The sequence below is a fragment of the Shewanella waksmanii genome (assembly GCF_043643685.1).
Classification (GTDB): Bacteria; Pseudomonadota; Gammaproteobacteria; order Enterobacterales; family Shewanellaceae; genus Shewanella; species Shewanella waksmanii_A.
The window spans coordinates 255255-279742 of record NZ_JBHZSN010000003.1 but is presented as its reverse complement, the minus strand read 5'-3'; the positions used below and the strand labels follow the sequence as shown (position 1 = coordinate 279742).

Here is a 24488-nt window from a genome sequence, read left to right as displayed (position 1 = left end):
AATACTGCTTTTGTTGCTCTAGATAAAGATAAGGATTTTAGCGCTAAGGTGGCTAATGGTCCTGTCAATTCTCATTCAGAGTTACCTTCTAGTCATCACTCTTCCGCTCGCTTCGATAAAGATAACGGCTTACCCCGTGGCGAAATTAAGCAACAGGTAACGGTTAAAGCTGATTCGGCAGGTGCTAATACTGCTTTTGTTGCTCTAGATAAAGATAAGGATTTTAGCGCTAAGGTGGCTAATGGTCCTGTCAATTCTCATTCGGAGTTACCTTCTAGTCATCACTCTTCTGCTCGCTTCGATAAAGATAACGGCTTAACCCGTGGCGAAATTAAGCAACAGGTAACGGTTAAAGCTGATTCGGCAGGTGCTAATACTGCTTTTGTTGCTCTAGATAAAGATAAGGATTTTAGCGCTAAGGTGGCTAATGGTCCTGTCAATTCTCATTCAGAGTTACCTTCTAGTCATCACTCTTCGGCTCGCTTCGATAAAGATAACGGCTTAACCCGTGGCGAAATTAAGCAACAGGTGACACTTAATGCAGGCTTAGTTAGTCATAGCGCTAATGGTCACCTTGGCAAAGAGGAGCTGAACGTCAAAGTGACTAAAGGGGCTGTTAAGTTTCATTCAGAATCGTCTATTGGTAATAGCGCATCGTTTCATCTCGGTCAGTATGGTGACTTGCATAAAGAATTGGTGAAGGAGCAGCCGAAATCAAACATTAATTCAGCTATTGGAGGTGAACCTCTAAACTATCTTTCTCATCAAATATGTACTTCTAATGTTAATGCATTTGAAAAAACTGAAAATGGTTTTAACTATTTAAGTCAATCTACAGATGTAAGTATTACTACTAATAGAGAACCAGAGTTGCAAGCAGTTACTCAAGCCAGCCTAGGGATTAATCATATTTCAGATATTTCTAATCGTACATCAACTTGTTATCTATTAGGCAATTATATCCATGTCAATACTTATCGTGTGTATTTTCGAGACAAGTGTTATACGTTTGAATTTCGGTACAGCGGCCGCAATGAATTAATTCGATTTGTTGAGAGGAAATATGACGGTTATTGATTTGGCAGCTGAATGCTTATCTATATTGAACGAGGCGATTATCATATTCTCCTTATCCTTTGTATTTACGGGGGTGATTATTGGTTTGCTGCAAACAGTATTCAGTGTGCAGGACCCTGGGCTTCCTATGGCAGCGAAGCTGCTAGTCTTTATCGTGTTGCTCACGCAAATAGGGCCGGGAATTTATGAACAGTTTCACCTCTTGTTTTATCAGTTGTGATTTACAAGGATATTAAGTATAAAATTATTAAAATGTCATGTTATTACTGGTGTTAGTAGTTAGTGACTATTATTTTTCTTGGTAATGTCTATATGAAGATATGAGGAATATATTGTATGAAACAATTAAGAGAGCTTATTTATAAGACTCTGGTGGATAAGTTTGATATAGCACCTAGCTTAATGTCTAGAATAGAAGGGAATGATCCGTTAGTTATTCAGCTGAAAGGTGGTGTGGAAATCTATGTTAATTTACAGGAAGGTGTTGTTCAGCTACTCGTTGAAATTCCAGTGTTAGACAGACGGATTGTGAGGAATAAAGCCGCTCAAATATTTGATAGCCTAATTGCTGATGAGGGGATTTTTCTAAATATTCAAAAGGATAAATTGTTTTTGGTTTGTGAATTCTCTGTAGAATCTTGCGATGCTGAGAGGGTATTGGCAGATAAGTTATTGACTTTAAATAGTGTTGTAACAGCTGCTAGAAGTTGATTGTAGTTTACCGCTATTTATTGGGAGTTTTTTTAGTCGTATCCTCTTTGTAAATAGGTAGGTGATAGAATTATTATTTAACAAGTCAAAGTATTCCTGATTATTTAAATATTATTAACGCGCGGGGTTCGCTAGAGATTTTATCAATGTGAATCACAACCAGTAACTGGTGATGTAGCTTGGTATGGATCTTTCAGTGATGAAATTGTTGGGGGGGGAGTAAATGTATGATAAACAATGAAGAGCTACTAAAAAAATTTAATAAAGTAACTATCATAGGTAATGGGCCTGGTGATATTATTTTGCCTAATCAAGGGACAGTAATTACATTCAATGAGACACGTATAAGTTCAAAAGATGTAGGTGGCAGAGATATAATAAATATTTCAAACGGAGAGGTTGCCTGTTCCAATGAGCCTTTTACAGTTTCTGGAAAATTCATTGACACTCAAGATTTGGAAGTTTTCACTAAGGCTCTGGTTGAAACAGCGAACCTATTGAAACAACAATTATCTTGTTGGCCGTCAACAGGATTGGTTACACTATTTACGTTAGAGAAAATATCAAAAGATATTGGCGTAAAGCGAATGACGTTATTACCAAGCTTAAAGAGAAGGCCTCAAATGCGGTCAAGCGAGTATTTACCTTGTATGGTGCACAATTGGTTAGGTGAGCGTCGCTTGGCGATGACATTGAAAGATAAAGTGTCCTGGCCTGAGTTTGTTATCCCTGAGAACAATTTTTTTACGCTAGAAGCAGAAAAGTGGAATTTTGGGTGTCCGTTTACGATGCTTATTAAGTTTAATGAAGTTTATTTAGATAAGTCAATGAAGGCGATAGGTGTGATGAGATGGTTGGCATTCTGCCCAGTTTTACACTGGTTGAAGCATGTTACTCAAAGTAAGCTTTTATCTTGTGAAAAGTTGTTTTTTAATGAGGAACCAGATAAAGATTCTTTTTGGTACCTGATTGATAATGAAGCTTCAACATATTTGGATCCCATTAGAGCACACTTAGCATATTGCCAGTATGTTAAGAGTGAAAATCAATAAATATTGCGTGATAATAGCTGGTTAGCTTAAAAGTCAATTAAATCCGTGGGCAGGAAAAGATTTAAATTCCTCCCCTTAAAACAATTAAGAAGCGTATAATAGGTTAAGTATCACTTTGTAGAGTTCATACCTATCAACGCTTCTATTGCTCACTTGCTTGAGGAGCCTTTTGAACTGTCTAGATGTTAGTCCATTTATCGGCTCTGTGGCATTAACTGTATACGTCACCCATGTGCATTTTGTTTTTCTATCGTAATATAATGCGGTTACTTTTTCGTTGTCCTTCATTTGATTCTTAATCATTAAATTAACCTTAACCAATAAATTAATTAGGCAGCGAGTTAAATTGACATTCTTCCTCATAAGTCATCGTTGTTTTTCTAAATGATGATGTTCATTTGAAATCATTTTCGTATCTTATTACTTGATGGCCAACAGAGGACAAGAGTTGTAGTTATTGAGTTGATATTTACACCGCTTGGCATTTTGTTCTGCTTTCAAGAGATCATATTTAGTGTTGATCACATCAACACTGTCATATGGCTGATTTTCCGATAAGTTATTAAAGTGTTTCCTATGTTTAGAGGCTATCGGGCAAAAACTGTAAATATATTCCTGATCTAATGTTACTTCTGCCATGGTTAAAATGTCCTTGTTTAATAATTTATGAGAAAATTAAAATTAGGTGTTAATAATTGTTCAAATTTTGCTTTTTGTTAAGTGAAAAATAAGGATTAATTCAACTGTTCTATGGTGAATGGTTTTCTTTATGTGTGCGGTAAGGGATTTAAGGCTAGCGTTTTGCTGGGGAATTGTTACTGCGACTGATTTTATGTGGTCTTCCGTTTGTTCGCTTTGGCACCTTGACGCTTTTTTGTTTGTGATCAGTTTATTGTTTGAATCTACTAATTGCCTGATTTATTATAGGTTGTAGTAAGGGGAGGGGATTAGTTCAGCTTGGCTATAGATATAATCATGGCTGTGTTTTAGTGCGCAAGTATAATCTGGTTTTATATTTTTTCTTCTTTATCTATTTTTCACCTAGTTCTTTTTGTTGTTAATATACTTCGTTTTCAATCTTTTTCTTTCTCTTTCCAGTTTTGACACTCCGTAGGTGCTTCCATTCTACATTGCTCTGTCCCACCGCTATCTTATGGTCTCCTAGTTGGAATTGTTTTTCATAAATATTCAGTTTTTTAGTGTGTTATTTAAGGCCTTCAACATATAGTGTCTCATTTATTGTTTTATTATTGATGGTTGATTGAAATGTATGTTTTGGATGGATTGCGCTTTGTTATTGTTGCTATTTTATTTGCTTGTTCTTTATCTTTTGTCGCAATTTTTTTTGTTGATTGTTTTGTGAATTTTTTTTGGGGTTAAGTCTAGACTGAGTTTAATTGATCTTTGAGCCTCAAAGTGTCGTGTGGTTATGTTTATTTTGTATCGTTGATGAAAAGTGGTGATAGCATAAGATATAAGGTAGTTGTTTTTGTGGGGATGTAAGTTAGATGTTTTTAATTTTATATTGTTTAATTTGGTGTTTTTGTTTTATATTTTTTGTGGGAGAAATATATGATAACAGTCAGTGATATATCAACTATTAGCTCAGAAGTGATTTCTATATCGGCAAAGGCTAAGGAGTATTTAGAAGGGGCTCCATTCATCTTGGATATTTGTAATCTTGATGTTGATTATGTATCTATAGATTCCTATGTTTTGGATGATATAAGTAAAGCAGAAAAATCAATACTTCCAGATGTGTTTATTAAAAAGGGTGATACACAACAAGCTATATTTAAAACAAATTTGATACAGACGTCCAATGTGGATTTTTTATTTGAAGTCACCAAAAATGGTATATATAAGGTTCTGCTTGGATATCAGTGGAAGAAGGCTGGCGAAGCTAGCGTTCTTGTATCTATTGAGCATAAGGGCAAAACAAAGTCAGTGTCTGGAAATTTATTTAAGAAGATTAAGGTGTCACATGAGGACTTGAACGTAACTGTGATGTGTAACGGACCGAGAATGCAAATAGTATTTAATTAATGTCGTAAAGGTCGTCGTTGAATAAAAGCGTTTCGAACTATTGCACCTATTTTGAAACCGGAGGAGTGTGTCATTCTGATATATACGTAGAAGCTATTGATATCGAAGACAGAACATTCCTGAAGCTAAGGCGTAAATTAAATTTTAATGGAAAATGTGTTTAATGAACAATGCCGTCGTAAAGTAGCAACAATTAGAGTGAGGAAGATATGGGAAAGTCAAAGTCTATCGCGCAAATGGAGTCTAGAGAGGACGAATATAGAGCCTACTTAGCCAAACTAGAAAAGCAATTAGAGGACAAAACAGAACAAGTACAACATATGTTGCAACAAAGCATGCATGATTATTATGAGAGTAATAACTATTCCTATTCAGAGTTTCTTTCAGGTAAGAACGCAGATTTTATGCAGGAAAGCGAATGGTCATTAAGTAATCTTAAGAGAATTATTGATGCAATATCCAAAGCTATTTTTGGTGAGTCAAATTTGCCTAGTGGCGTCACAATCGCAAAATCTGAAGAAGTAGGAAAAGCGATATCTGAAATGGAAAACATGGAAGTCTACATCGCTGGGAAGTGTTTTGAGGTGTTAAGTGGAATTGTTGAGAGCTTTGGATCAAGTAGTAGCGTGTCTTATACATCAAGCTTTAAACATGAACCGTTAGGTAATGGGTTACACCTTTTTGCGTCTGTTGCTTGCGATTCTTATAAATCTAAAAGTTTCTTTGATAACGAGAGTGTTTATCAATATCTATATGTATATAACGTTAGGTATTCAGTCGATGAAGCACAAAAGGAATCTCAGATAGCCTTGACAGAGCTGTATGAAGATCAGATTTCGACGTTTAAAGGTAAGGTCGAAGACCTACTGAAGCAATTGTCGGATGATAAGATAACTCCTGAACAGTATGAGTCTACATCACACATATATGACTTGTTGATTAGTGAGTCGGAAAAGAAACTGGAAGAGCTTAAAAACAAGTAGTATTTACGCTGAAGAGCTCTATGCTGAGCTCTTTAGTTTATTCTTAACATTTATTATGTTCCAAGAGGCTATAGGGAATATTGGTAAAGGCTAATCTAGAGCTAACATTAATTAGTTTCATAAAGAATTAATCGGGTCTCAGTAATGCTTTTTTGCCCGTTGTGTTTAGGTCGCAGGATAACTTCATTGCAAGGAGGTTTGCAAATGCAATTTTTCAACGGCTTTGATGTCAATAGAGCATTGACATTAGCTCAGTTGAGTAACGAGGCGTATATTCAATATGAAAATTATACAAAGGGTATTAAGTGGGCAGGCCCTAAAGGATATAAATTTGAAATCTCATGTCACGCAGCATATGAAGGCAATAATATTCCTATTGGGTTTATCGCATCTAAAGAAGATGATGTTTATATTAGCTGGCGTGGAACGTCAACCGCTAAGGAATGGATCGAGGACGGAAAGTTTGAACAAATAGTTTGTCCTTATTTACCAGACAATGTAAAAGTTCATTTGGGGTTTAATCAATTATATACAACAACGGCTTTAACGCAGTCTCCACGAGAAGTTGTTATTGATTATCTTAGCAAAAGGCAGATAAAGGGATCAATTTACGTTACAGGACACAGTTTAGGTGCAGCATTAGCTACTTTGAATGCTTTAGATATCCATACAAATACAAGTTGCAAAAACGTAAAGCTGTACAGTTTTGCCAGCCCACGAGTAGGTGAGCCGCGATTTGCATCTTTTTATAATCGGAGAGTTACAGATTCTTGGAGGGTTGTGAACGCAAATGATGAAGTTCCATGCTTACCTTTAAAGTCGGCGTTAGAAGAGCATTATATGCATGTTAATAGTGAAGTAGACATTAAGTTTGGCCGTAATTATATTTGGGATTGGGCTGGCGCTCATTCATTGGAAAATTATATAAATCAACTAAAAGTGTTAAAGTATTGTTAGTGTCGAGAGCGAGTACCGTTTTGTGGTGTGCTTTACGCTAAAACGAAGCAAGTAGTAAGATCATTCAGGCTTAAATCCACTTAGCTTTGAGTGGGGAAAGCAGAAATAGTGTTAACATACAGTCATCAGCTATTGATACTCAGTACTTTTTTTGGCAATGTCTGCCAATTCCTTGGAGTAATCAATTCGCACAGCGTTCACCAAGTGTCTCTAGCACGGCCTACACAGAAACAATACAACGAAGTTTTTAACGAAAAATATGTGGAGCTTAATAAGCTCTTACTTAAGCCCTTTAAGCTTTCTTTTTTTGACAGTTGCAGATCAATAAATAAAGCCACCACAGATTGAGCATTTGACAAGGAAATTTCGTGCATTTTCTAGCGCACTAAAGCTGCGATTCAAACTATCTGGTATCTCTTCTGAACTTCGTTGAATTGACGATGAAACATCTATTGTTATCAGCCTTCAGCGGTGTTTAGTATTGAAGTTTCACATTTTGCTTACACTTTTGTCAGATCATTAATTCAATCTAAAGTTAAATAAAAACATGTTCTTGAGTGAGAGGTATTTAAGGAGTCTGGTTGCAGTTATGTTATGAATACGTATGCATTAAGTTGTGCTTAAAAAACAACCTTGGCTAGTATGGCTGATAAATTATAAGCCTGATGTCATGTTAATTTGAGCCGTTTAAGTGCGCATTGGGTAATGCAAGTCGCAAGACCAAGGGGATTAAACCAATGTCACACTTTAAACCAAGTGTTCTCACATTAGCGCTAGCGGCGGCTGGGTTAGGCGGGGTGATTTACCCGATTAACCTTATGGCAGCTGAAACCACACCACAGGCGGTAGCGACCAGTGAACCCAAAGCGGCCACGGCAGACAATGCCAATGTTGATGGCAGCGAGAAAAACAATGCCAGTCAGCAAGCCGATGAACAGATAGGCGAAGAGGAGATTGAGCGGATTGCGGTCACGGGTTATAGCCGTAGCTTAATAGACTCACTGAATCAAAAACGTTACGGCGATACCGTATCTGAGCAACTGAGTGCCGATGATTTAGGGGCATTGCCGGATGTGTCGATGGCCGATGCACTGACACGTTTGCCGGGTATTTCAGCGGTGCGAACCGGTGGACAAGCCGCTGAAATTAATATTCGTGGTATGTCAGGTGGCTTTGTTTTTTCTACCTTAAATGGCCGTGAGCAGGTTTCTACCAGTGGTAGTCGTAGCATTGAGTTTGATCAGTATCCTTCTGAGTTGATCACCTCTGCAGCTGTGTATAAGTCGCCCAAAGCATCGTTAATTGAGGGCGGGGTGGCCGGTACGGTAGAGCTGGCAACAGCGAGCCCGTTAGCGATTGATAAACAGCACAGTTTTATTGCCAATGCCCGCGGTATGTATAACGACCGTGCCGATGAAGTGTATGGCGCCCAAGACTACGGCCATCGTTTAAGCTTTTCTTATCAAGGTAAATATCTAGATGACACTTTAGGGGTGGCGTTGGGTTATGCGCGCCTTGAGCAACCGAGTGTTGCCACCCAATTTATTGGTTTGGCCTATAACGGCAATAAAGATGTTGATGGCTTAGCGAATGATACCAACGGCCCAGAAGATAATCCGGCAAATGAGTACATCAGCGAAGGGTTTGAGATCCAACATTTAGGCGGTGTGGAAACCCGTAATGGTTATATGGGCGCGTTGGAATGGGCACCATCAGACACCTTTACTTTAAAAGCCGACGCGTTTATTTCACGATTTGACAGTGAAGCATTTGCTCGTGGTTACCGAGTAAAATTAGGCGGGCCGTCGGCGGCAGTGGCCAATCCAGTGCTTGATGGTAATGCTGTAATTGGCGGTAACTTTAATCGCACCTCGCAAAGCTTTACACGAGTTGAGATTGTTAATGATGACAACCAAGACTTTGATGAAGTCAACAGCTTTGGTGTCAATGCTACTTGGCAAGCAACAGAGCGCTTGAGTGTGTCTGCCGATATCTCCTACTCGTCAGCTAAAAGTGATTTCCGCAATGGTTTATTGTGGGCCAATGTTGCTGAAGATGCCTCTGCAGCAACGCCTGTGTTTGATAAAAATGTTGCGATTAACTATCAACTTAACGGGTTAGATTTACCTAACGTAGGCTTTAATCAGGCGGCAGCATTTTCAGACATCGACAAAGTCATGGTCAGTAAATACGGTATCTATCCGTTTGTGAACGAAGATGAAGTCAATGCCTATCGCTTAGATTTTAAATACGACTTAGACAATGACTATATTGCGTCGATTGAGGTGGGGGCGCGCTATTCTGATCGCACTTATTCTAACGACCGCTCTGTATTTGAATACGGTAATGATGGCGATTTTTCGACAACTGAGCCACCACTGCGCCTAACCGACGATATGACAACTGTGGTGGGCTGGGAAGGCGACTTTAACTATTTCCCGGACTACCTCGCTATTGATTTGGATAAAGCGTTGGCGGCTTGGTTCCCTGAAGGTGTGCCACAACCGGTGCAAACTTGGGGTAATGCTGATGGTGTTAGTGATCCAAAAGGCTACACCAGCAATTACTCTTGGTCGGTACTGCAAAGTGGTGAGGTGTACGAAAAGGTATTAGCCGCTTACGTGATGGTGAATATCGATGCGGAGATCGGCAGAATTCCGGTCACAGGTAACTTTGGTATTCGCGCCGTTGAAACCGATCAGTCTGCGACTTTGCTTGAGAATGTGGGCGGCGACCCAGAACTGGGTTCGCAAAATATCATTGATGAAGTGGGCATTATTAATAACTTGTATGCGCTGACAGTTAAAGGCGTGAAATACACTGATTATTTGCCATCGCTTAACTTAAACTTCTTAGTTTCTGACCAATCTCAGGTGCGTTTTGCCGCGGCTAAAGTGATGTCGCGTCCACCGATTAACCGATTGGCGGGTGACGCCAGTGCATCGGTTAATGATGATGGTGAAATTAATGGTTCAAGTACTAACAACCCGTTTTTACGTCCGTTTTACGCTAATCAATATGATATCTCTTACGAGTATTACTTAGATGATGGCGCCATCGTTGCGGCGCTATTTTACAAAGACATTGATTCTTTCATCGATACCGTAGCACTGGAGAACTTTGACTTTAAAGGCAATGGCTTTAACGTACCTGATTACATCATCGATCCAGTAAGTGGTGAGCAGATCGAAACCACCAACGGCACCTACACCACCGCAGTGAATAACTCCGAAGGTGGCTATATTCGTGGTCTCGAACTGGCTTATACCCAAGTGTTTACTAGCCTACCAGAACTATGGTCAGGTCTTGGCTTGAACCTCAGTTATTCCTATACCGAAAGTGAGGTGGAGTCGAAGACCGATCTGGGTGGTGAGACGGTGACTCAGTCGCTACCGGGTCTGTCAAATAACGTTGCTAGCGCCACACTATTTTACTCCTACGAAGGCTTCGAAACCCGGGTAAGTGCCCGTTATCGCGACGAGTTTGTCTCTGAGCAAGTGGCGATTAACGAGCAGGTGGTTAACTTTGCTGCTGAAACCGTGATTGATTATCAAGCCTCTTATCAAATCACCGATGCGCTGGGCGTGTTGTTCCAAGTTAATAACCTCACTGATGAGCCCACTAGAAGTTACTTCGGCACCGAAAGTAAGACCGGTACTTTGCAGTACTTTGGGCGTGAATTCTATCTGGGTATGACACTGGCATTGTGATCAACAAGCTATCAGCGTCTGGCGGACACAGCACTGCATATAAGTACAAAGCTGCGTTCGCCGTTGAACTAAATTAATCAATTAGGAGACATCACTCATGATGAGGATCTCTAACTCGCTTTCTTTATTGGCACTGGCGGTCAGTGCTGCAACCTTAAGCGGTTGCGGCGGTGATTCGTCAGAGCCCGGTGAAGTGCTATTAACCTGTAATGTACCTATGGTGCCTAATGCGGCAGGCACAAGCTGTGTCGCCCCAGAGCCTATTAGCTGTCCAGCTCCCACGGTACCTGATGAAAATAATGAGCAATGTATTGTTGGTGCCGACCCCACGTTACCTGATCCGGTGTTTACTCCCGGAGATAACCAAGCGGTGCTGTATTACAACCGTCCTAAAGATGCGACCAATAGCCCCAATGATCCGGTCTACGATGGTTATAAGCTACATACTTGGAACAATGATGAATGTGATGCTTATGCGGCCCCATTTGATGCCACAGACTGGGCCAATGGCCATCAGTTTGATGGTATCGATCCTAACTATGGTGCTTATTGGATTGTTGAGCTAAAAGACGGTTATAACGAATGCGCTAACTTCATCGTACATATCGGTACTGAAGGGTCAGGCAAAGCCATGGGCGATGTCGACTTGAAAATGCCATTGATGCAAGACGATGAAACTTTTGTGCGAATGAACTTTACTTTGCATGGTGAGCCGTCAGTGTTTGAGTACCCTATTTTAAGTCTAGGGGTGCAACCTTTATCCATTAGTGGCATGAGTGCCCACTGGTTAGATGCTGACACATTACTTTGGAATCAAGATGATAGCGAACTTGGCATGGTTAAGCTGCACTATAGCCAAGAAGGCAATTTGGCCGTTGAAGCTGAGCCTGATCGCATTGTTAATAGTCAAACTGTGGATCTGAGCCCGGTAGAGTTAAGTGATGCGCAAAAAGCGCGGGTACCTCATCTAGCTGACTGGCCAGCATATAGCACTAATTTAACTGATGATGAAGCCAAGGCCATTGCCAAAGCGCAATTAGTGGTTGCCGGATACAACGGTGAAGATATTCCTGTTGCCGCCACCTATGTGCAGCATGCCAAAGTGCTCGATGCGTTATACACCCAAGGTGATAATGATGCTGATGAAGCTGTGCTTGGGGTTGTCTATCAAGACGACGGGGTTAGCGTCTCGACCTGGGCGCCTACCGCCAAATCAGTAATGCTTAATATCTACAACAGTGATAAGAGCTTAAATCGCGCTGAAGCCATGAGCTTCGATAGTGCTACCGGCATTTGGTCTTATCGCGGCGATATGAGCCTCGACAGACTGTTCTATCGCTTTGAAGTCAGTGTTTATCATCCTGTTAGCAAGCAGATAGAAACCATTGAATCAACCGATCCTTACTCACTCAATGTGTCCACTAATGGCCGCTACAGCCAGTTTGTTAACCTTGCTGATGCCGACTTAAAGCCAGAGGATTGGGACGGTCATGAAGTCGCGACCATCGCTAACCCTGAAGATGCGGTGATATACGAAGGCCATGTGCGCGATTTTAGTGTTCGTGATCAAAGCACTTCGGCGGCAAACCGAGGTAAGTATTTAGCGTTTACCGAGACAGATTCTGCGCCGGTTATGCACCTTCAACGTCTAGCCGACAATGGCTTAACCCATTTCCATGTGTTGCCTGTGACCGATATCGCCACCATCAATGAAGATCCGAGTGAGCGGATTGAGATGACCGATACCTTAGGGATGTTGTGTGACAAAATTGAAGATAGTGCAGATGCCTGTGCGACCCAAGATAAGTCCGCCACCATTGAAAGTATTCTAGCCGATGCGCTACCAGGCTCGGCTGATGCACAAGCCATTGTGGAAGCAATGCGTGGTTATGACGGCTTTAACTGGGGTTATGATCCGCATCATTTTATTGCACCAGAAGGCAGTTATGCTAGCACGGCTGAAGGTACCGCTCGGGTATTAGAGTTACGTGCAATGAATAAAGCGCTGCATGATATGGGACTAAGAGTGGTGCTTGATGTGGTGTATAACCATACCAGTTCGTCTGGACTGTGGGACAACTCAGTGCTGGATAAAATGGTGCCGGGTTACTATCACAGATACAACGAAGAAAGTGGCGATATTGAACGCTCTACCTGCTGTGAAAACACCGCTACTGAGCATCGCATGATGGATAAGTTTGTCAGTGACTCTATGGTGATACTCGCCAAAGAGTACGGCTTTGACGGCTTCCGTTTTGATGTCATGGGGCATATGCCAAAACAGAGCATCTTAAATGCGCGTGATGCGGTACAAGCGGTAGATCCTGACAACTACTTCTATGGTGAAGGTTGGAACTTCGGCGAAGTGGCTGACAACCGTTTATTTGAACAAGCCACTCAAGCCAATATGGCGGGCAGTGAAGTCGGTACCTTTAACGATAGAATTCGCGAAAGTGTCCGTAGCGGTAATATTTTCAAAACCGAGGCCAGCGATGAAGCATTGCGTGACCAAGATACTTTAAGGTTATCAATGGCGGGCAATGTGAAGAACTTTGTTTTAAAAGACTTTAACGGCAACTCTGCCAAAGGCAGTAGTTTCAGCTGGAATAGTCAGCCAACGGCTTATGCGGTCGATCCCGCTGATAGCATCAACTATGTGTCTAAGCACGACAATGAAACCCTATGGGACAACCTGCAATACAAAAATCCAGTAGGCATGAGTTTAGATGAGCGTGTAAGGGTACAAAACCTTGCTGCGACCATTCCGCTGCTTAGCCAAGGTATTCCATTTTTACAAATGGGCGGCGACCTACTGCGCTCTAAATCAATGGACCGCAACAGTTATGATTCAGGTGACTGGTTTAACTGGGTCGACTTTACTTTGCAGTCGAACAACTGGAATGTGGGTCTGCCTCGCGAGCAAGATAATGGTGAAAAGTGGCACACCATAGTCGGTATTTCTGCTAACCCTAATGCCGCGGCTTCGATGAGCGAAATTGAGATGGCATCAAGAGTATTCAATGAGTTCTTGAGTATTCGTCGTGATAGCCCACTGCTGCGCTTAACCAATGAGATGGATATTATCGAGCGAGTTGGTTTTCACAATGTGGGTAAGCGTCAAACTCAGGGCGTTATCGTGATGAGTATTGATGATGGTGAGCAGTTAGCTGACATTGATATGACCTTAGACGCCATGGTGGTGATGGTTAACGCCAGCGCTGAAACCGTCAGCCATACTGTGCCCACCGCGGCAGGGTTTGAGTTACATCCAACACTAAGCGCTTCGGTGGACGCCATTGTTTCAGGCGCCAGCTTTAGCGTAGGTGAAGATGAAGGCACCTTTATTGTGCCAGCCTACACCACGGCGGTATTTGTGAAGCCTCAAGGGGTTGAACGTGGTTATGGCTTGGATGCGAATGCCACTGTGGGTGCACCTGATGTGGTGCCATTTGGTAGCACTGAAGTGTTTGTTCGTGGTGGCATGAATGGCTGGGGTGAAACCGATATGCTGACCTATGTCGGTGATGGCGAGTACCGTATAGCCATTACCTTAGCGGCCGGTGACTATGAGTTTAAGATTGCCTCAAGTGATTGGAGCACCGTTGATTTTGGTGGCCTGTCAGCTGCAGAAGCTCAAGTAGAAGAGGGAGTGGCAGAGCCGCTATCACGATCGGGGGCTAACTTGCACTTCACCGCAGCATTCGACGCCACTTATGTGTTCTCATTTGATGCGTCAGATAAAGAAGCGCCGGTATTGACGGTATTTAATGAAGAGCCATTTGTCGGTACTGAGGTGTTCTTGCGCGGTGGCATGAATGGTTGGGGCACCGATGATATGCTGACCTATATGGGCGGTGGTATTTATCGTGCCGACATTAGCTTAAGTGCCGGCTCGCAGGAATTTAAGATTGCCTCAAGCGACTGGTCTACCGTCGATTATGGCTCAGGCGAAGCAGATGGTGTGGTGACATTGATGCAAGAGAAGTTACTTGCTGTTAGTGGTGCCAACATGACGTTTGAAGCGCCAACAGATGCTACTTACGCGTTTATCTTTGATGCCTCTAATCGCAATGAACCGATATTGACGATTTATGAAGCGGATATGTTTGCCGGGCAGACAGTGTATATTCGTGGCGGCATGAATGGTTGGGGCGAAGTGGATGCACTTAGCTATCAAGGGATGTCGGTTTACAGTGTTGATATTGAGCTCAGTGCTGGTGACAACCAGTTTAAAGTGGCAACAGGTGACTGGAGTACCGTCGACTTAGGTGCCGCCGCTGAGCAGGAAAATGTCAGTATAGGTGTGGCGCAAACCTTAGCGGTAAAAGGCGCAAATATGCACCTTGACGTGGCAGAAGCCGGTAGCTATCGCTTTACTGTAACCGGTCCAGATCCTAAAGCTCCGACGTTAACAGTTACTAAAAACTAAGCCATTAGCTTGTGTTTATAGGAGTTTATAAAACCCAGCTTCGGCTGGGTTTTATTCGTCTAGCCAGCTATTTTTTGCGTGTTGCTGAGGGAGGTTATTGTCATACTAGTGTCATTAATGACTGATCTTGATGACATTGTTGGCAAACAAACGTTTTTGCTGATCATCGGCATAGGAGCGGTAGCTAAATTGATATAGCGGCTGCTTACCATTGGCGATGTCGATGGTGAGTTTGGCATCTTTGCCCTTAAGGGTGATTTTACCTTTCATATTATTGCTGTCACATAGATCCAATTTAGGTGAGCGTACAGTAAACACTTCCTCCTGCTCTCCAAAAGTGGTGATTTCCACGGTGTAGCAATCGATCATGTGCAAGTTAAGCTGACCAAATTCACTGACAAAGCCATTGGGCTCATCAGAGCTAAAGCTATTGTGCAGTGTGCTTTGCTCATGCGCACTCACTGAAAATGCTGAAAGTAAATATTGCTCGCCAGGTGCGCACATCAAAGCTTGCGCTGTAGAGAGGGGCGATAATGTGGCAATGGCTGCCAGTAAAAGAGTCGGTTTATTCATTATATATCCTTATATTTAAAACGATTTTACTCAGGAGGCGAGATGGTAGCCTAGTGGTTACAGCTAAGGCCATTACTGACGCAACGATTCCTACTTTTGGCGGGCAAAAAAGCTGATAAATGCTGCTTTTAGGTAATCATTCAGGCTGTCACCTAGGTTGGGGCATATATAGCGCTTAATATGCTGGTTAGGCTTAAACGAGACAGCAAATCGTCCTCAACGAGCAGGGCACTGAATGGCTGATAACAGTCAAATTTAGCTGTTTTTATTGCGTTGATAGCTGATTTTTCTTGGACTGTTATGAAACTTTTGTTAATCAATTGCTGATTTTTTTACTTGCTGATCACCTTGCAATCCTTTGCTCAATAAGGGTTTATTATTTTTGACATGTTAATGAAATGTATCTGACATGTTTGCGCAGTCTTTTTGTCATTTTTGATCGTTAGGTTTTGCAGCCTAATTACTCAATCGCTTTAATCCGTCAGCGGAGATGACAATGGACCTGAAAAATATTTTTAAACTTGGTGCGCTTTCTACGGCATTGGCCTTAGCTGGGTGTGGTGGAGATATCAACATCAACACGGGCAATGAAGAAACCCAAACGCCTACCAATCCAACTAACCCAACTACACCGACTCAAAGTGACCAAGAAGCGGCTTACAGCGGATTTGCTGAGCGCAACACTAGCTTGTCTGTCGATGGCAAGGAAGTGTGGACATTGAAAGGTTCATTACTGCCGTCAAGCGCGGCATCAACTATGGGTAGCGGTGATACCGGTGGTCAAGATGCTGACAAGATTGTGTTGGGTAACGACGTAGTCTGGGAGCTAGAAGGTGCTGTTGTTGCTGGTGGCGACAAAGAAAACAGCGTTGAACTTGAAGTTCGTGCTGGTACTAAAATTATCGGTGGTAGCGACTCTTACTTAGTTATCAGCCGTGACTCTATGATTCATGCTGAAGGTTCGCAAACTCAACCTATCGTATTTACTTCAAAAGAAAGTGCGATTGGCCAAGCTGGTGAAGCGGGTCAATGGGGCGGATTAGTGTTGCTTGGTAACGCGCCGGTTAATACTTGTCCTGACTTATCAGCCTGTGATGCCGCATTTGAAGTGGGTAGCCACAACTATGGTGGTGATGACGCTGAAGATAGCTCAGGTGTGCTCAAATATGTGCGTGTTGAGTTTGGTGGCTTCAAGATTAACGATACCCAAGAAATGAACGGTATCTCATTTGGCGCTGTGGGTAGTGGTACTGTGGTTGACCATATTCAAGTGCATTTAAACAACGATGACGGCGTTGAGTTTTGGGGGGGGAATGTTTCCATTTCTAACGTTGTTCTCACCGAGAACTTTGATGATTCTCTCGATTGGACAAACGGCTGGCAAGGGACTGCCCAGCACGTTTATATTCGCCAAGCTGACAATGGCTCTAACCGTGGTATTGAAGCTGATAGTAACAGCGATGCCAATGCTTCACCTCAGTCTATGCCTGTTTTGGCTAACTTCACCATTGAAGTGGCTGACGGTGAAAATGCGGGTGGTGATGATGCCGAAGGTATCTTGTTCCGTAAGGGCACCGGCGCCCATGCCTACAACATGCTGGTTAAAGGTGGCGTAGATTCAGGAGAGTGTTTAGAAATCAACGACGATAACACGGTTATCAGTGCTCAAGATGCAGCGTTGACCATGAAAAACAGCTTGATTGATTGTGTTGAGCCTTTTAAAGATGCCAAGCCTGATGCGGAAGAAGGTCGTACTTTGGCATTGGATGTTGAAGCTTGGTTCTTAGGTCAAGATGGCAACCTAGCAGGTGCATCAGATCTTAACGGTTATATGCCAAATGCATCGTCAGTAGCACTAACCGGTGGTGCTGCAGATTTGAGCAACATGGACTCGCGTCTTGTTGATGCTCAGTACATCGGTGCTTTTGATGGTAGCAACGATTGGACAACGGGTTGGACGACGGCTATCCATAGCGATAGCACACCGCCTGTAACAAGCCTGCCAACACTGACCTCTTGCCCAGTTGGGACTAGTGCTGAAACTGTCGTGGCTGGTATCTATAAAAATGCAGATATCAATCTTGTATGTACCTTAGAAGGTAACGTGACATCAAATATCACACTGCTTGCTGGTGAGAACGTGATGTACAAAATCGATGGCGGCGCTGTGGTTGTTGGTGGTGATAACAGCGACTCTGCCACGTTAGGTATTCAAGCCGGTGCTCAGTTATTTGCAACAGACAATAGCTATATCGCAGTGAGCCGCGGTTCGAAAATCATGGCGGTAGGTAACGCGCAGCATCCGATTGTGATGACCTCTGAGCAAGATGTGATTATGGGCGCTGACGGTGAGCGTGGCCAGTGGGGTGGTTTAGTACTACTGGGTAACGGTTTAACCAACAAGTGTGACGATGCCAATAGCTGTGATGTGGCATTTGAAGTGGGTGATTTCCCTTATGGTGGTAACGACAACACTGACAGCAGCGGACAGCTAAGTTATGTGGTGGTGAAATATGCCGGCTTTAAGGTTAACGATACCCAAGAGATGAACGGTATCTCATTTGCCGCGGTAGGTAGTGGCACGCAAGTTGACCATATTCAAGTACACGCCAACGGCGATGATGGTGTCGAGTTCTGGGGTGGTGCAGTTAACCTTAAGTATGTTTACTTAACCGAGAACTTCGATGACAGCCTAGATTGGACTAACGGCTGGCAGGGTAAAGCACAGTTTGTGTATATCACCCATGAAGACGGCAGCGCTAACCGTGGTATTGAAGCGGATAGCCACAAAGGTACAGGCGATACGCCCGTATCTAAGCCAACGCTATCAAACGTGACGATTCTACCTGGTATGGATATCGAAAACGCCAGTGGTGATAAAGGTGAAGGTATCTTGCTGCGAGTTGCTACAGCAGGTTCATTACATAACGTGTTGGTACAAGGTCGTAAAGGTGCAACTTCTGACACCGAGTCTGGTGAGTGTTTAGAGTTAGATGGCACCTATGCTGACCTTGTTGATAACGTGAACAATGCTGAATTGGTGATGACTCATTCTATTATCGACTGTAATGAACCATTTAAGTACAGCTCTGACAATAGCGAAACTGCAGATGCCGTTAATGTTGAAACTTGGTTCCTTGGTCAATCAGGTAACAGCACGGCGGCGGTGAGCCTAACTGATGGTATGCCAGCTGGAACAGATACTGTGTTGTTAGGTACAGGTACAGACATGAGCACATCAGATAGCTTCTTTGAGTCAACTGATTACATCGGTGCATTCGATGGCCAGACAGACTGGCGTCAAGGTTGGGCTTACTACCCACAATAAGCAGTGATAATAAGGGGGAGCGCCCGCTCCTCCTTTCATTTGCTTAAAAGCCCCTTTGCTCGAACTCCAACAGGATAGTAATTCTATGAAAACTCAGCCGCGTTTTACTGCAAGTAAGCTAAGTCTAGCTGTAGCATCGGCGATTTCAGCGGCCACGCTATACACGGCTACGCCAGCTTTTGCACAAGATGAAAACAATATTGACCCCGGTGAAGATTTCCCAATTGAAGTGATTGAAGTCACTGGCCGCCTGCGTGCGCATGCTTCAGCAGCCATGGAAGAGCGTCGCGAACAAGTCGCGGTTGCCGACCTTATGGGTGCAGAACAGATTGCGCGTACTGGCGATAGCGATGCGGCCGCAGCCTTGCGACGTGTCACAGGCTTAACTTTAAAAGATGGTAAGTTCATTTATGTACGTGGTTTAGGTGAGCGCTACTCTAGCACTTCACTTAACGGTGCCACGGTGCCTTCGCCAGATCCAACCCGTAATGTCGTGCCGCTCGATATGTTCCCGGCATCTATTATCGAGTCGTTGTCGGTACAAAAGGGTAGCACCGCCGATATGCCAGCTGCGTTTGGCGGTGGGCATGTGGATATTCGCACTAAATCGATTCCAGCAGATACTTTCTTTAAAGTATCGGTGGGTGGACGCTATAACACCAACGATAGTCAAGATACCTACACCTATAATGGCGGCGGTGATGACTGGCAGGGAAAAGATGATGGTACCCGCGCTATGCCAGCGAGCATTACCCAAACGATTAATCAATATGGTGGTATTAGCCCGATTGATATTGTTACTGGTTCAAATGGTCAAATAGACTTTGCCACTGCACAGCAAATGAATCGCGATTTAGCCGCTGATATCTATCGTGATATGACGGTTAATACCGAATCGACCGACCCCGGTTTTCGCGGCAATGTTGCTGTGGGGAGCAATTGGGACATAGGTGAAGACGCAATCTTTGGTGTGATGGCAGCCGCGTCTTATAAAGAGCAGGCGGAAAATTACACTAAGCTTGATGTCGAGCTAGATGGTGATGATACTCAGGCGCAGGTTGAGAATGCCAAAGATGTGGTGGGTACTGATTCGATTGTACAGATGTCAGGTATGCTCAATTTAGGGTTTGAATTTACTGAAGATCATAAAATTGAAACCTTCACCACATACTTACGAGATACCTCAGATGATGTTTCGGTGGCTATTGAAGAAACTATCGATACTTTAGGTGAGCCTAATGCACTGCAGGTTTATCAAGTTGATTATGAAGAGCGTGAGCTACTGAGTAATCAAATTAAAGGTCAGCACTTCTTTGAGATGTTGTGGGATCTACAAGTTGAGTGGATGTATTCCGACGCTAGTTCTGAGCGTTACGCCCCTAACGAGCTGTCATATACCTACAACGTGATCATCGATGATGCGGGTAACTTTACCTCGCGTAACCTTAATACCCAAGATGCACCCAAGTATGTTTATAGCAAGCTTGAAGACGACACGGTTAACTATAACTGGAGTGCGGCATTGCCGATTGAGTTTGGTTACAACGTGGCAACAATCAAAGGCGGGTATGAGTATTTTGAGCGTACCCGAGAGAGCTATGCCACTCGCTTAGGTTTTGATGTTGGCTTAAGCCCTACCGATCCTAACGGTGACATTCTGGCTGGCGATTTTGATCAAATCTTTAGTGATGACAATATTGCCAATGACAGCTTAGATCTTGAGTTAAAAGATGCGTCAACCGATACCGAAGATTATGTGGCTGCCGAGAAGTTAGATGCTGCATTTGTCAGTGTGGATATCGATTTCGATGATGTTTGGCGTGTTTACGCCGGTGTGCGCTATGAAGATTTCCGCCGCGTCACTTTACCGATTGACCCACAAGGCGAGATCTCTGATGAAGGTGGACGTTATGAGCTTACCGACTATGCTATCGCGGAAGATGGTTGGTTCCCGTCGCTATCTGTAACTTGGAAAGATTCGGATACGACCCAATGGCGCTTAGGCTTAAGTAAAACCATTGTACGTCCCGATCTACGTGAAGTGTCACCCGTTCGTTTCCAAGATCCAGTGACCGGTTTTGACTTCTTCGGTAACCCAGAGCTAGAAAGCTCCGACATTTATAACTTTGATGTTCGTTGGGAATGGTACGCTGAGTCAGGCACTAACTTGAGTGTTGGTGGTTTCTATAAAGATATTGCGGCACCTATCGAACCTATCCAACGTATTTCAGAAGCTGGGCGTCAGCTTAAGTTTTATAATGCTGATTCAGGTTACATTTATGGTATTGAAACTGAATTCCTAAAAGATCTCAGCTTTATTGGCGGTGATGACAGTGTTTGGGAGAGCTTTTTCATTACCGGAAACTTAACCTTGAGTGACTCGCAGATTGATATCTCACCCAATGGCGAAATCGATCCGACCAATGAAACTCGGCGTATGACTGGCCACTCAGAATGGGTGACCAATTTGCAGATAAGCTTCGACTCACCAGATGAGTACCACAGTGCAACACTAGTGTATAACGTATTTGGTGAGCGTATCGCCTATGGTGGACGCGGTGGCCTAGATGATGTCTATGAAAAGCCATTTCATAGCTTGGACTTCACCTATAGCTTCTTCCCAACGGAAAGTATAGCGCTGAAGTTTAAGGCGAAAAATATCCTTGGTGAAGAAACCGAGTATGAGCAACAAGGCATTAAAGTGTACGGTAAAGATCCAGGTACCGAATATACCTTGCAGTTTAGTTATACTTACTAACGCAGTCGTTTAATCACGATATAAAGCCCATGTTAGCGATGACATGGGCTTTTCTATTTGCGGTCTATAACAGTGCTAAGCATAGGTTGAAAGTCATACTTTAGTTTTGCTCATGTTGTTAGGTAAACTTTGCCTGGAGTACTGAAACCCCTACCACAGCTATGTTAGCGAGATGTTAACTTATGCTATTACCCAAAAGTTTATATTTCGCGCTGAAAAAGCGCTTTAAGTTAGTTCCTTCTTCCAATTGTTTGCCATTTGTTAGCTCTATAGCATGAGTGAATCTCTAACATTTACGTCATTGAGAGAACTGGATGTGAGTGGGGGAATTTGATGGAATTTGTGTTTTACAGTCTGTTTTACGCGGTGTCTGTGGCATGGAAGTCATCGGAGATTAAGGACACAGAGCGGCGGCGTCGCTCTGCACTCTCTTGGTTATTCAAATTAATGGGTAAACAGCATGATGCTTAAAAACAAAACATCGTTGGTTTTTCTAGCGGTTACAGCGGCACTTAGCTCACAAGCTATGGCGGCTGACCGTACAGACGTAGCGTCTTTGAAAAATCTCTCTGCAAGCAACAATATCAATAATTCACTTCTGCTTGAGCGCGGTAGTGAGTTTAAAGTCGCCAAAGAAATTAAGCTGAAATCGGGTAGCAAACAGCGCCTACAACAGTATTTTCATGGTGTACCTGTATATGGTCATAGTATTAGCGCAGCTAAATCACAAATGGGCTTTTATAGCGACTTAAAAGGTCAGGTACTGAACAATATCGGTAAAGGCGAAGCATTTACTCAAGCTAAACTTTCTGCTGAAGATGCAATGCGTGCCTCAATTCGTGAGCGCAAAGGCGTTGCAAGTAAAGCACGTCACAATGAAAAAGCTGACTTGTTCGTCTATCAAGATGATGCTGGGCAAGCACGTTTAGTCTATATCACCTCTTACGTCGAATACGGTGATTCACCGTCGCGCCCATTTACTATCGTTGATGCCCATAGTGGTGAAGTGCTTAAGCGTTGGGACGGTTTAGCTCACGCAGAGATTGGTACAGGCCCTGGCGGTAACGAAAAAGTCGGTCAATATGAATATGGTACCGATTTTGGCTTTTTAGATGTCGAGCAAAATGTTGATACCTGTACCATGAACTCAGCTAACGTTAAAACCGTTAACTTAAACCATGGCACCAGTGGTTCAACTGCGTTCGAATACACTTGTCCTCGCAATACAGTGAAAGAGATTAATGGTGCTTACTCGCCATTAAATGATGCGCACTACTTTGGTAATGTGGTCTACAACATGTATAGCGAGTGGTACAACACTGCGCCACTAACCTTCCAGCTGACTATGCGCGTTCATTATGGTAACGATTATGAGAACGCGTTTTGGGATGGCTCAGCCATGACCTTTGGTGATGGTAAGGACTTTTTCTATCCATTAGTGAGCTTAGATGTTTCTGCTCACGAAGTTAGTCATGGTTTCACCGAGCAAAACTCAGGTCTTATTTATGCTAATCAATCGGGTGGTATGAACGAAGCATTCTCTGATATGGCAGGTGAAGCCGCTGAGTTCTATATGCACGGTACTAACGACTGGTTAGTGGGTGCAGACATCTTCAAGGGCCCTGGCGCATTGCGTTACATGGAAGACCCTACTTTAGATGGCGTGTCGATTGGTCATGCTGACGATTACTATGATGGACTTGATGTGCATTATAGCTCGGGTGTATTTAACAAAGCCTTCTATCTGTTAGCGACTACCCCTGATTGGGATACTCGTAAGGCGTTTGAAGTCATGGTTGTGGCTAACCAACTATATTGGACAGCAAACAGCGAGTTTTGGAATGGTGCTTGTGGTGTTGTCAGCGCAGCCAATGACTTAGGTTATCCAGCTGCTGATGTTGAAGCGGCCTTTATGGCGGTTGGTGTTGAGGCGTGTGTTGAGCCGGAGCCAGAGCCACTTCCTGAGCCTACAGTGCTTGAAAATGGTGTTGGTGTCATGTCATCAGGCGGTGCGGGTCAGAAATCATACTATACGCTTGCAGTGCCAGCGGGTGCGACTGACTTAAGCTTTGTTATGACTGGCGGTAGCGGTGATGCTGATATGTATGTGCGTTTTGGTGAAGCACCAACAGTATCTGAGTATGACTGTCGTCCATTTGCTGCGGGTAACGAAGAAACTTGCGCTATAGACCCTGCGCAAGCGGGAACTTACTGGGTGATGCTCAATGGTTGGTCTGCCTATGCTGACACAACATTAACCGGTAGCTATACCGGTGATGATGTACCAAACGAAGCGCCAGTAGCGGCATTTGATGCAACATTTGCCTTAGGTGAAGGTACATTTACTAGCACCAGTACTGACAGTGATGGTTCGATTGTGGACTATAGCTGGGACTTTGGTGATGGCAATGTAGGTAGTGGTGCGGTAGCAACACACCAATATGCGGCATCAGGTAACTACAGTGTCACCTTAACGGTTACAGATGATGATGGTGCAACTGATAGTGTAACCACTGCTTATGACGTTGATGTCCCTGCAATGACGTTAGATCTTGAAGTGACACGTGCTAACAAGTCTCGCCGCGGCTCTGTTCGTGTAAGCCTAGAGTGGACTGGCGCTTCAGGCGATGTAGTGGTTCTACGTGACGGGGTTCAAGTCGGAACGACGAGTGATTCACGTTATACCGACCGCTTCAGAGATGCAGAAGTGACTAGTGTGACATACCAAGTTTGTGAGCTTGAAGGTGCATGTTCAAGTGTACAGACTGTTAACTTCTAATTTGAGTTAACTGGGAATAAGGGCCATCATTGAGATGGCCCTTTTTTATGTCTGTGATTCATACTAATTAGGGCGTGTTGACCTT

15 protein-coding genes are annotated in these 24488 nt (G+C 43.3%); 13 read left to right on the top strand and 2 right to left on the bottom strand.

The genetic code is table 11. The annotated features are described in order from the left end of the window. The 4 genes from ACHUFW_RS06235 to ACHUFW_RS06220 all read left to right on the top strand — a co-directional run. Positions 1-1077: hypothetical protein (locus ACHUFW_RS06235; RefSeq protein WP_394201496.1), on the top strand; the 1077-nt coding region annotated here is incomplete at its 5' end. Beyond that, complete coding sequence (locus tag ACHUFW_RS06230; RefSeq protein ID WP_394201494.1) at positions 1064-1297, top strand: flagellar biosynthetic protein FliQ; 234 nt, start codon at positions 1064-1066, stop codon at positions 1295-1297. The genes ACHUFW_RS06235 and ACHUFW_RS06230, both read left to right, overlap by 14 nt. Positions 1298-1413: 116 nt before the next feature. Beyond that, positions 1414-1788: a hypothetical protein gene (locus ACHUFW_RS06225; RefSeq protein WP_394201493.1), complete on the top strand. Its 375-nt coding sequence runs from the start codon at positions 1414-1416 to the stop codon at positions 1786-1788. Between the two features lie 227 nt (positions 1789-2015). Beyond that, a complete protein-coding gene (locus ACHUFW_RS06220; protein WP_394201491.1) occupies positions 2016-2840 on the top strand; it encodes a hypothetical protein in 825 nt (274 codons plus the stop codon). A 420-nt stretch (positions 2841-3260) separates the two neighbouring features. On the opposite strand, the gene ACHUFW_RS06215 is transcribed toward ACHUFW_RS06220, so the two are convergent. Continuing rightward, the gene (locus tag ACHUFW_RS06215) at positions 3261-3479 is read right to left on the bottom strand and encodes a hypothetical protein (RefSeq protein WP_394201490.1); all 219 of its coding nucleotides are present in this window, start codon (positions 3477-3479) and stop codon (positions 3261-3263) included. A 933-nt stretch (positions 3480-4412) separates the two neighbouring features. Between ACHUFW_RS06215 and ACHUFW_RS06210 the strand changes: the two genes are divergently transcribed. The 5 genes from ACHUFW_RS06210 to ACHUFW_RS06190 all read left to right on the top strand — a co-directional run bounded on the left by ACHUFW_RS06210 (position 4413) and on the right by ACHUFW_RS06190 (position 14965). Beyond that, positions 4413-4886, top strand: a complete 474-nt coding sequence (locus tag ACHUFW_RS06210; RefSeq protein ID WP_394201488.1) for a hypothetical protein — start codon at positions 4413-4415, stop codon at positions 4884-4886. Between the two features lie 209 nt (positions 4887-5095). Continuing rightward, complete coding sequence (locus ACHUFW_RS06205) at positions 5096-5869, top strand: hypothetical protein (RefSeq protein WP_394201487.1); 774 nt, start codon at positions 5096-5098, stop codon at positions 5867-5869. 204 nt (positions 5870-6073) lie between these two features. Then, a complete protein-coding gene (locus ACHUFW_RS06200; RefSeq protein ID WP_394201485.1) occupies positions 6074-6826 on the top strand; it encodes a lipase family protein in 753 nt (250 codons plus the stop codon). Between the two features lie 737 nt (positions 6827-7563). After that, positions 7564-10536: a TonB-dependent receptor gene (locus tag ACHUFW_RS06195; protein WP_394201484.1), complete on the top strand. Its 2973-nt coding sequence runs from the start codon at positions 7564-7566 to the stop codon at positions 10534-10536. Between the two features lie 97 nt (positions 10537-10633). Continuing rightward, positions 10634-14965 carry an alpha-1,6-glucosidase domain-containing protein gene (locus ACHUFW_RS06190; RefSeq protein WP_394201482.1) on the top strand — a complete coding sequence of 1444 codons (4332 nt, stop codon included), beginning with the start codon at positions 10634-10636 and terminating at the stop codon, positions 14963-14965. Positions 14966-15079: 114 nt separating this feature from the next. Here ACHUFW_RS06190 and ACHUFW_RS06185 read toward each other — a convergent pair whose 3' ends face one another. After that, positions 15080-15538, bottom strand: coding sequence for a hypothetical protein (locus ACHUFW_RS06185; RefSeq protein WP_394201480.1), 459 nt, complete (start codon positions 15536-15538; stop codon positions 15080-15082). 496 nt (positions 15539-16034) lie between these two features. Here ACHUFW_RS06185 and ACHUFW_RS06180 point away from each other — a divergent pair, with 496 nt between their 5' ends. From ACHUFW_RS06180 to ACHUFW_RS06165, 4 genes are all read left to right on the top strand, one after another. Then, positions 16035-18866 (top strand): hypothetical protein, encoded by a 2832-nt coding sequence (locus tag ACHUFW_RS06180; RefSeq protein ID WP_394201479.1) that lies wholly within the window; start codon positions 16035-16037, stop codon positions 18864-18866. Positions 18867-18951: 85 nt separating this feature from the next. Continuing rightward, positions 18952-21624: a TonB-dependent receptor domain-containing protein gene (locus tag ACHUFW_RS06175; protein WP_394201478.1), complete on the top strand. Its 2673-nt coding sequence runs from the start codon at positions 18952-18954 to the stop codon at positions 21622-21624. 333 nt (positions 21625-21957) lie between these two features. Beyond that, positions 21958-22095, top strand: a complete 138-nt coding sequence (locus tag ACHUFW_RS06170; protein ID WP_394201477.1) for a hypothetical protein — start codon at positions 21958-21960, stop codon at positions 22093-22095. Continuing rightward, entirely contained in the window at positions 22085-24403 is a 2319-nt protein-coding gene (locus ACHUFW_RS06165; RefSeq protein ID WP_394201475.1) for a M4 family metallopeptidase, read from the top strand. The genes ACHUFW_RS06170 and ACHUFW_RS06165 overlap by 11 nt, the downstream gene beginning before the upstream one ends. Positions 24404-24488: the final 85 nt, after the last annotated feature.

Coding starts and splice junctions, on each gene's coding strand:
- ACHUFW_RS06230 (WP_394201494.1), top strand. CDS start 1,064: ATGACGGTTATTGATTTGGCAGCTGAATGCTTATCTATATTGAACGAG.
- ACHUFW_RS06225 (WP_394201493.1), top strand. CDS start 1,414: ATGAAACAATTAAGAGAGCTTATTTATAAGACTCTGGTGGATAAGTTT.
- ACHUFW_RS06220 (WP_394201491.1), top strand. CDS start 2,016: ATGATAAACAATGAAGAGCTACTAAAAAAATTTAATAAAGTAACTATC.
- ACHUFW_RS06215 (WP_394201490.1), bottom strand. CDS start 3,479: ATGGCAGAAGTAACATTAGATCAGGAATATATTTACAGTTTTTGCCCG.
- ACHUFW_RS06210 (WP_394201488.1), top strand. CDS start 4,413: ATGATAACAGTCAGTGATATATCAACTATTAGCTCAGAAGTGATTTCT.
- ACHUFW_RS06205 (WP_394201487.1), top strand. CDS start 5,096: ATGGGAAAGTCAAAGTCTATCGCGCAAATGGAGTCTAGAGAGGACGAA.
- ACHUFW_RS06200 (WP_394201485.1), top strand. CDS start 6,074: ATGCAATTTTTCAACGGCTTTGATGTCAATAGAGCATTGACATTAGCT.
- ACHUFW_RS06195 (WP_394201484.1), top strand. CDS start 7,564: ATGTCACACTTTAAACCAAGTGTTCTCACATTAGCGCTAGCGGCGGCT.
- ACHUFW_RS06190 (WP_394201482.1), top strand. CDS start 10,634: ATGATGAGGATCTCTAACTCGCTTTCTTTATTGGCACTGGCGGTCAGT.
- ACHUFW_RS06185 (WP_394201480.1), bottom strand. CDS start 15,538: ATGAATAAACCGACTCTTTTACTGGCAGCCATTGCCACATTATCGCCC.
- ACHUFW_RS06180 (WP_394201479.1), top strand. CDS start 16,035: ATGGACCTGAAAAATATTTTTAAACTTGGTGCGCTTTCTACGGCATTG.
- ACHUFW_RS06175 (WP_394201478.1), top strand. CDS start 18,952: ATGAAAACTCAGCCGCGTTTTACTGCAAGTAAGCTAAGTCTAGCTGTA.
- ACHUFW_RS06170 (WP_394201477.1), top strand. CDS start 21,958: ATGGAATTTGTGTTTTACAGTCTGTTTTACGCGGTGTCTGTGGCATGG.
- ACHUFW_RS06165 (WP_394201475.1), top strand. CDS start 22,085: ATGATGCTTAAAAACAAAACATCGTTGGTTTTTCTAGCGGTTACAGCG.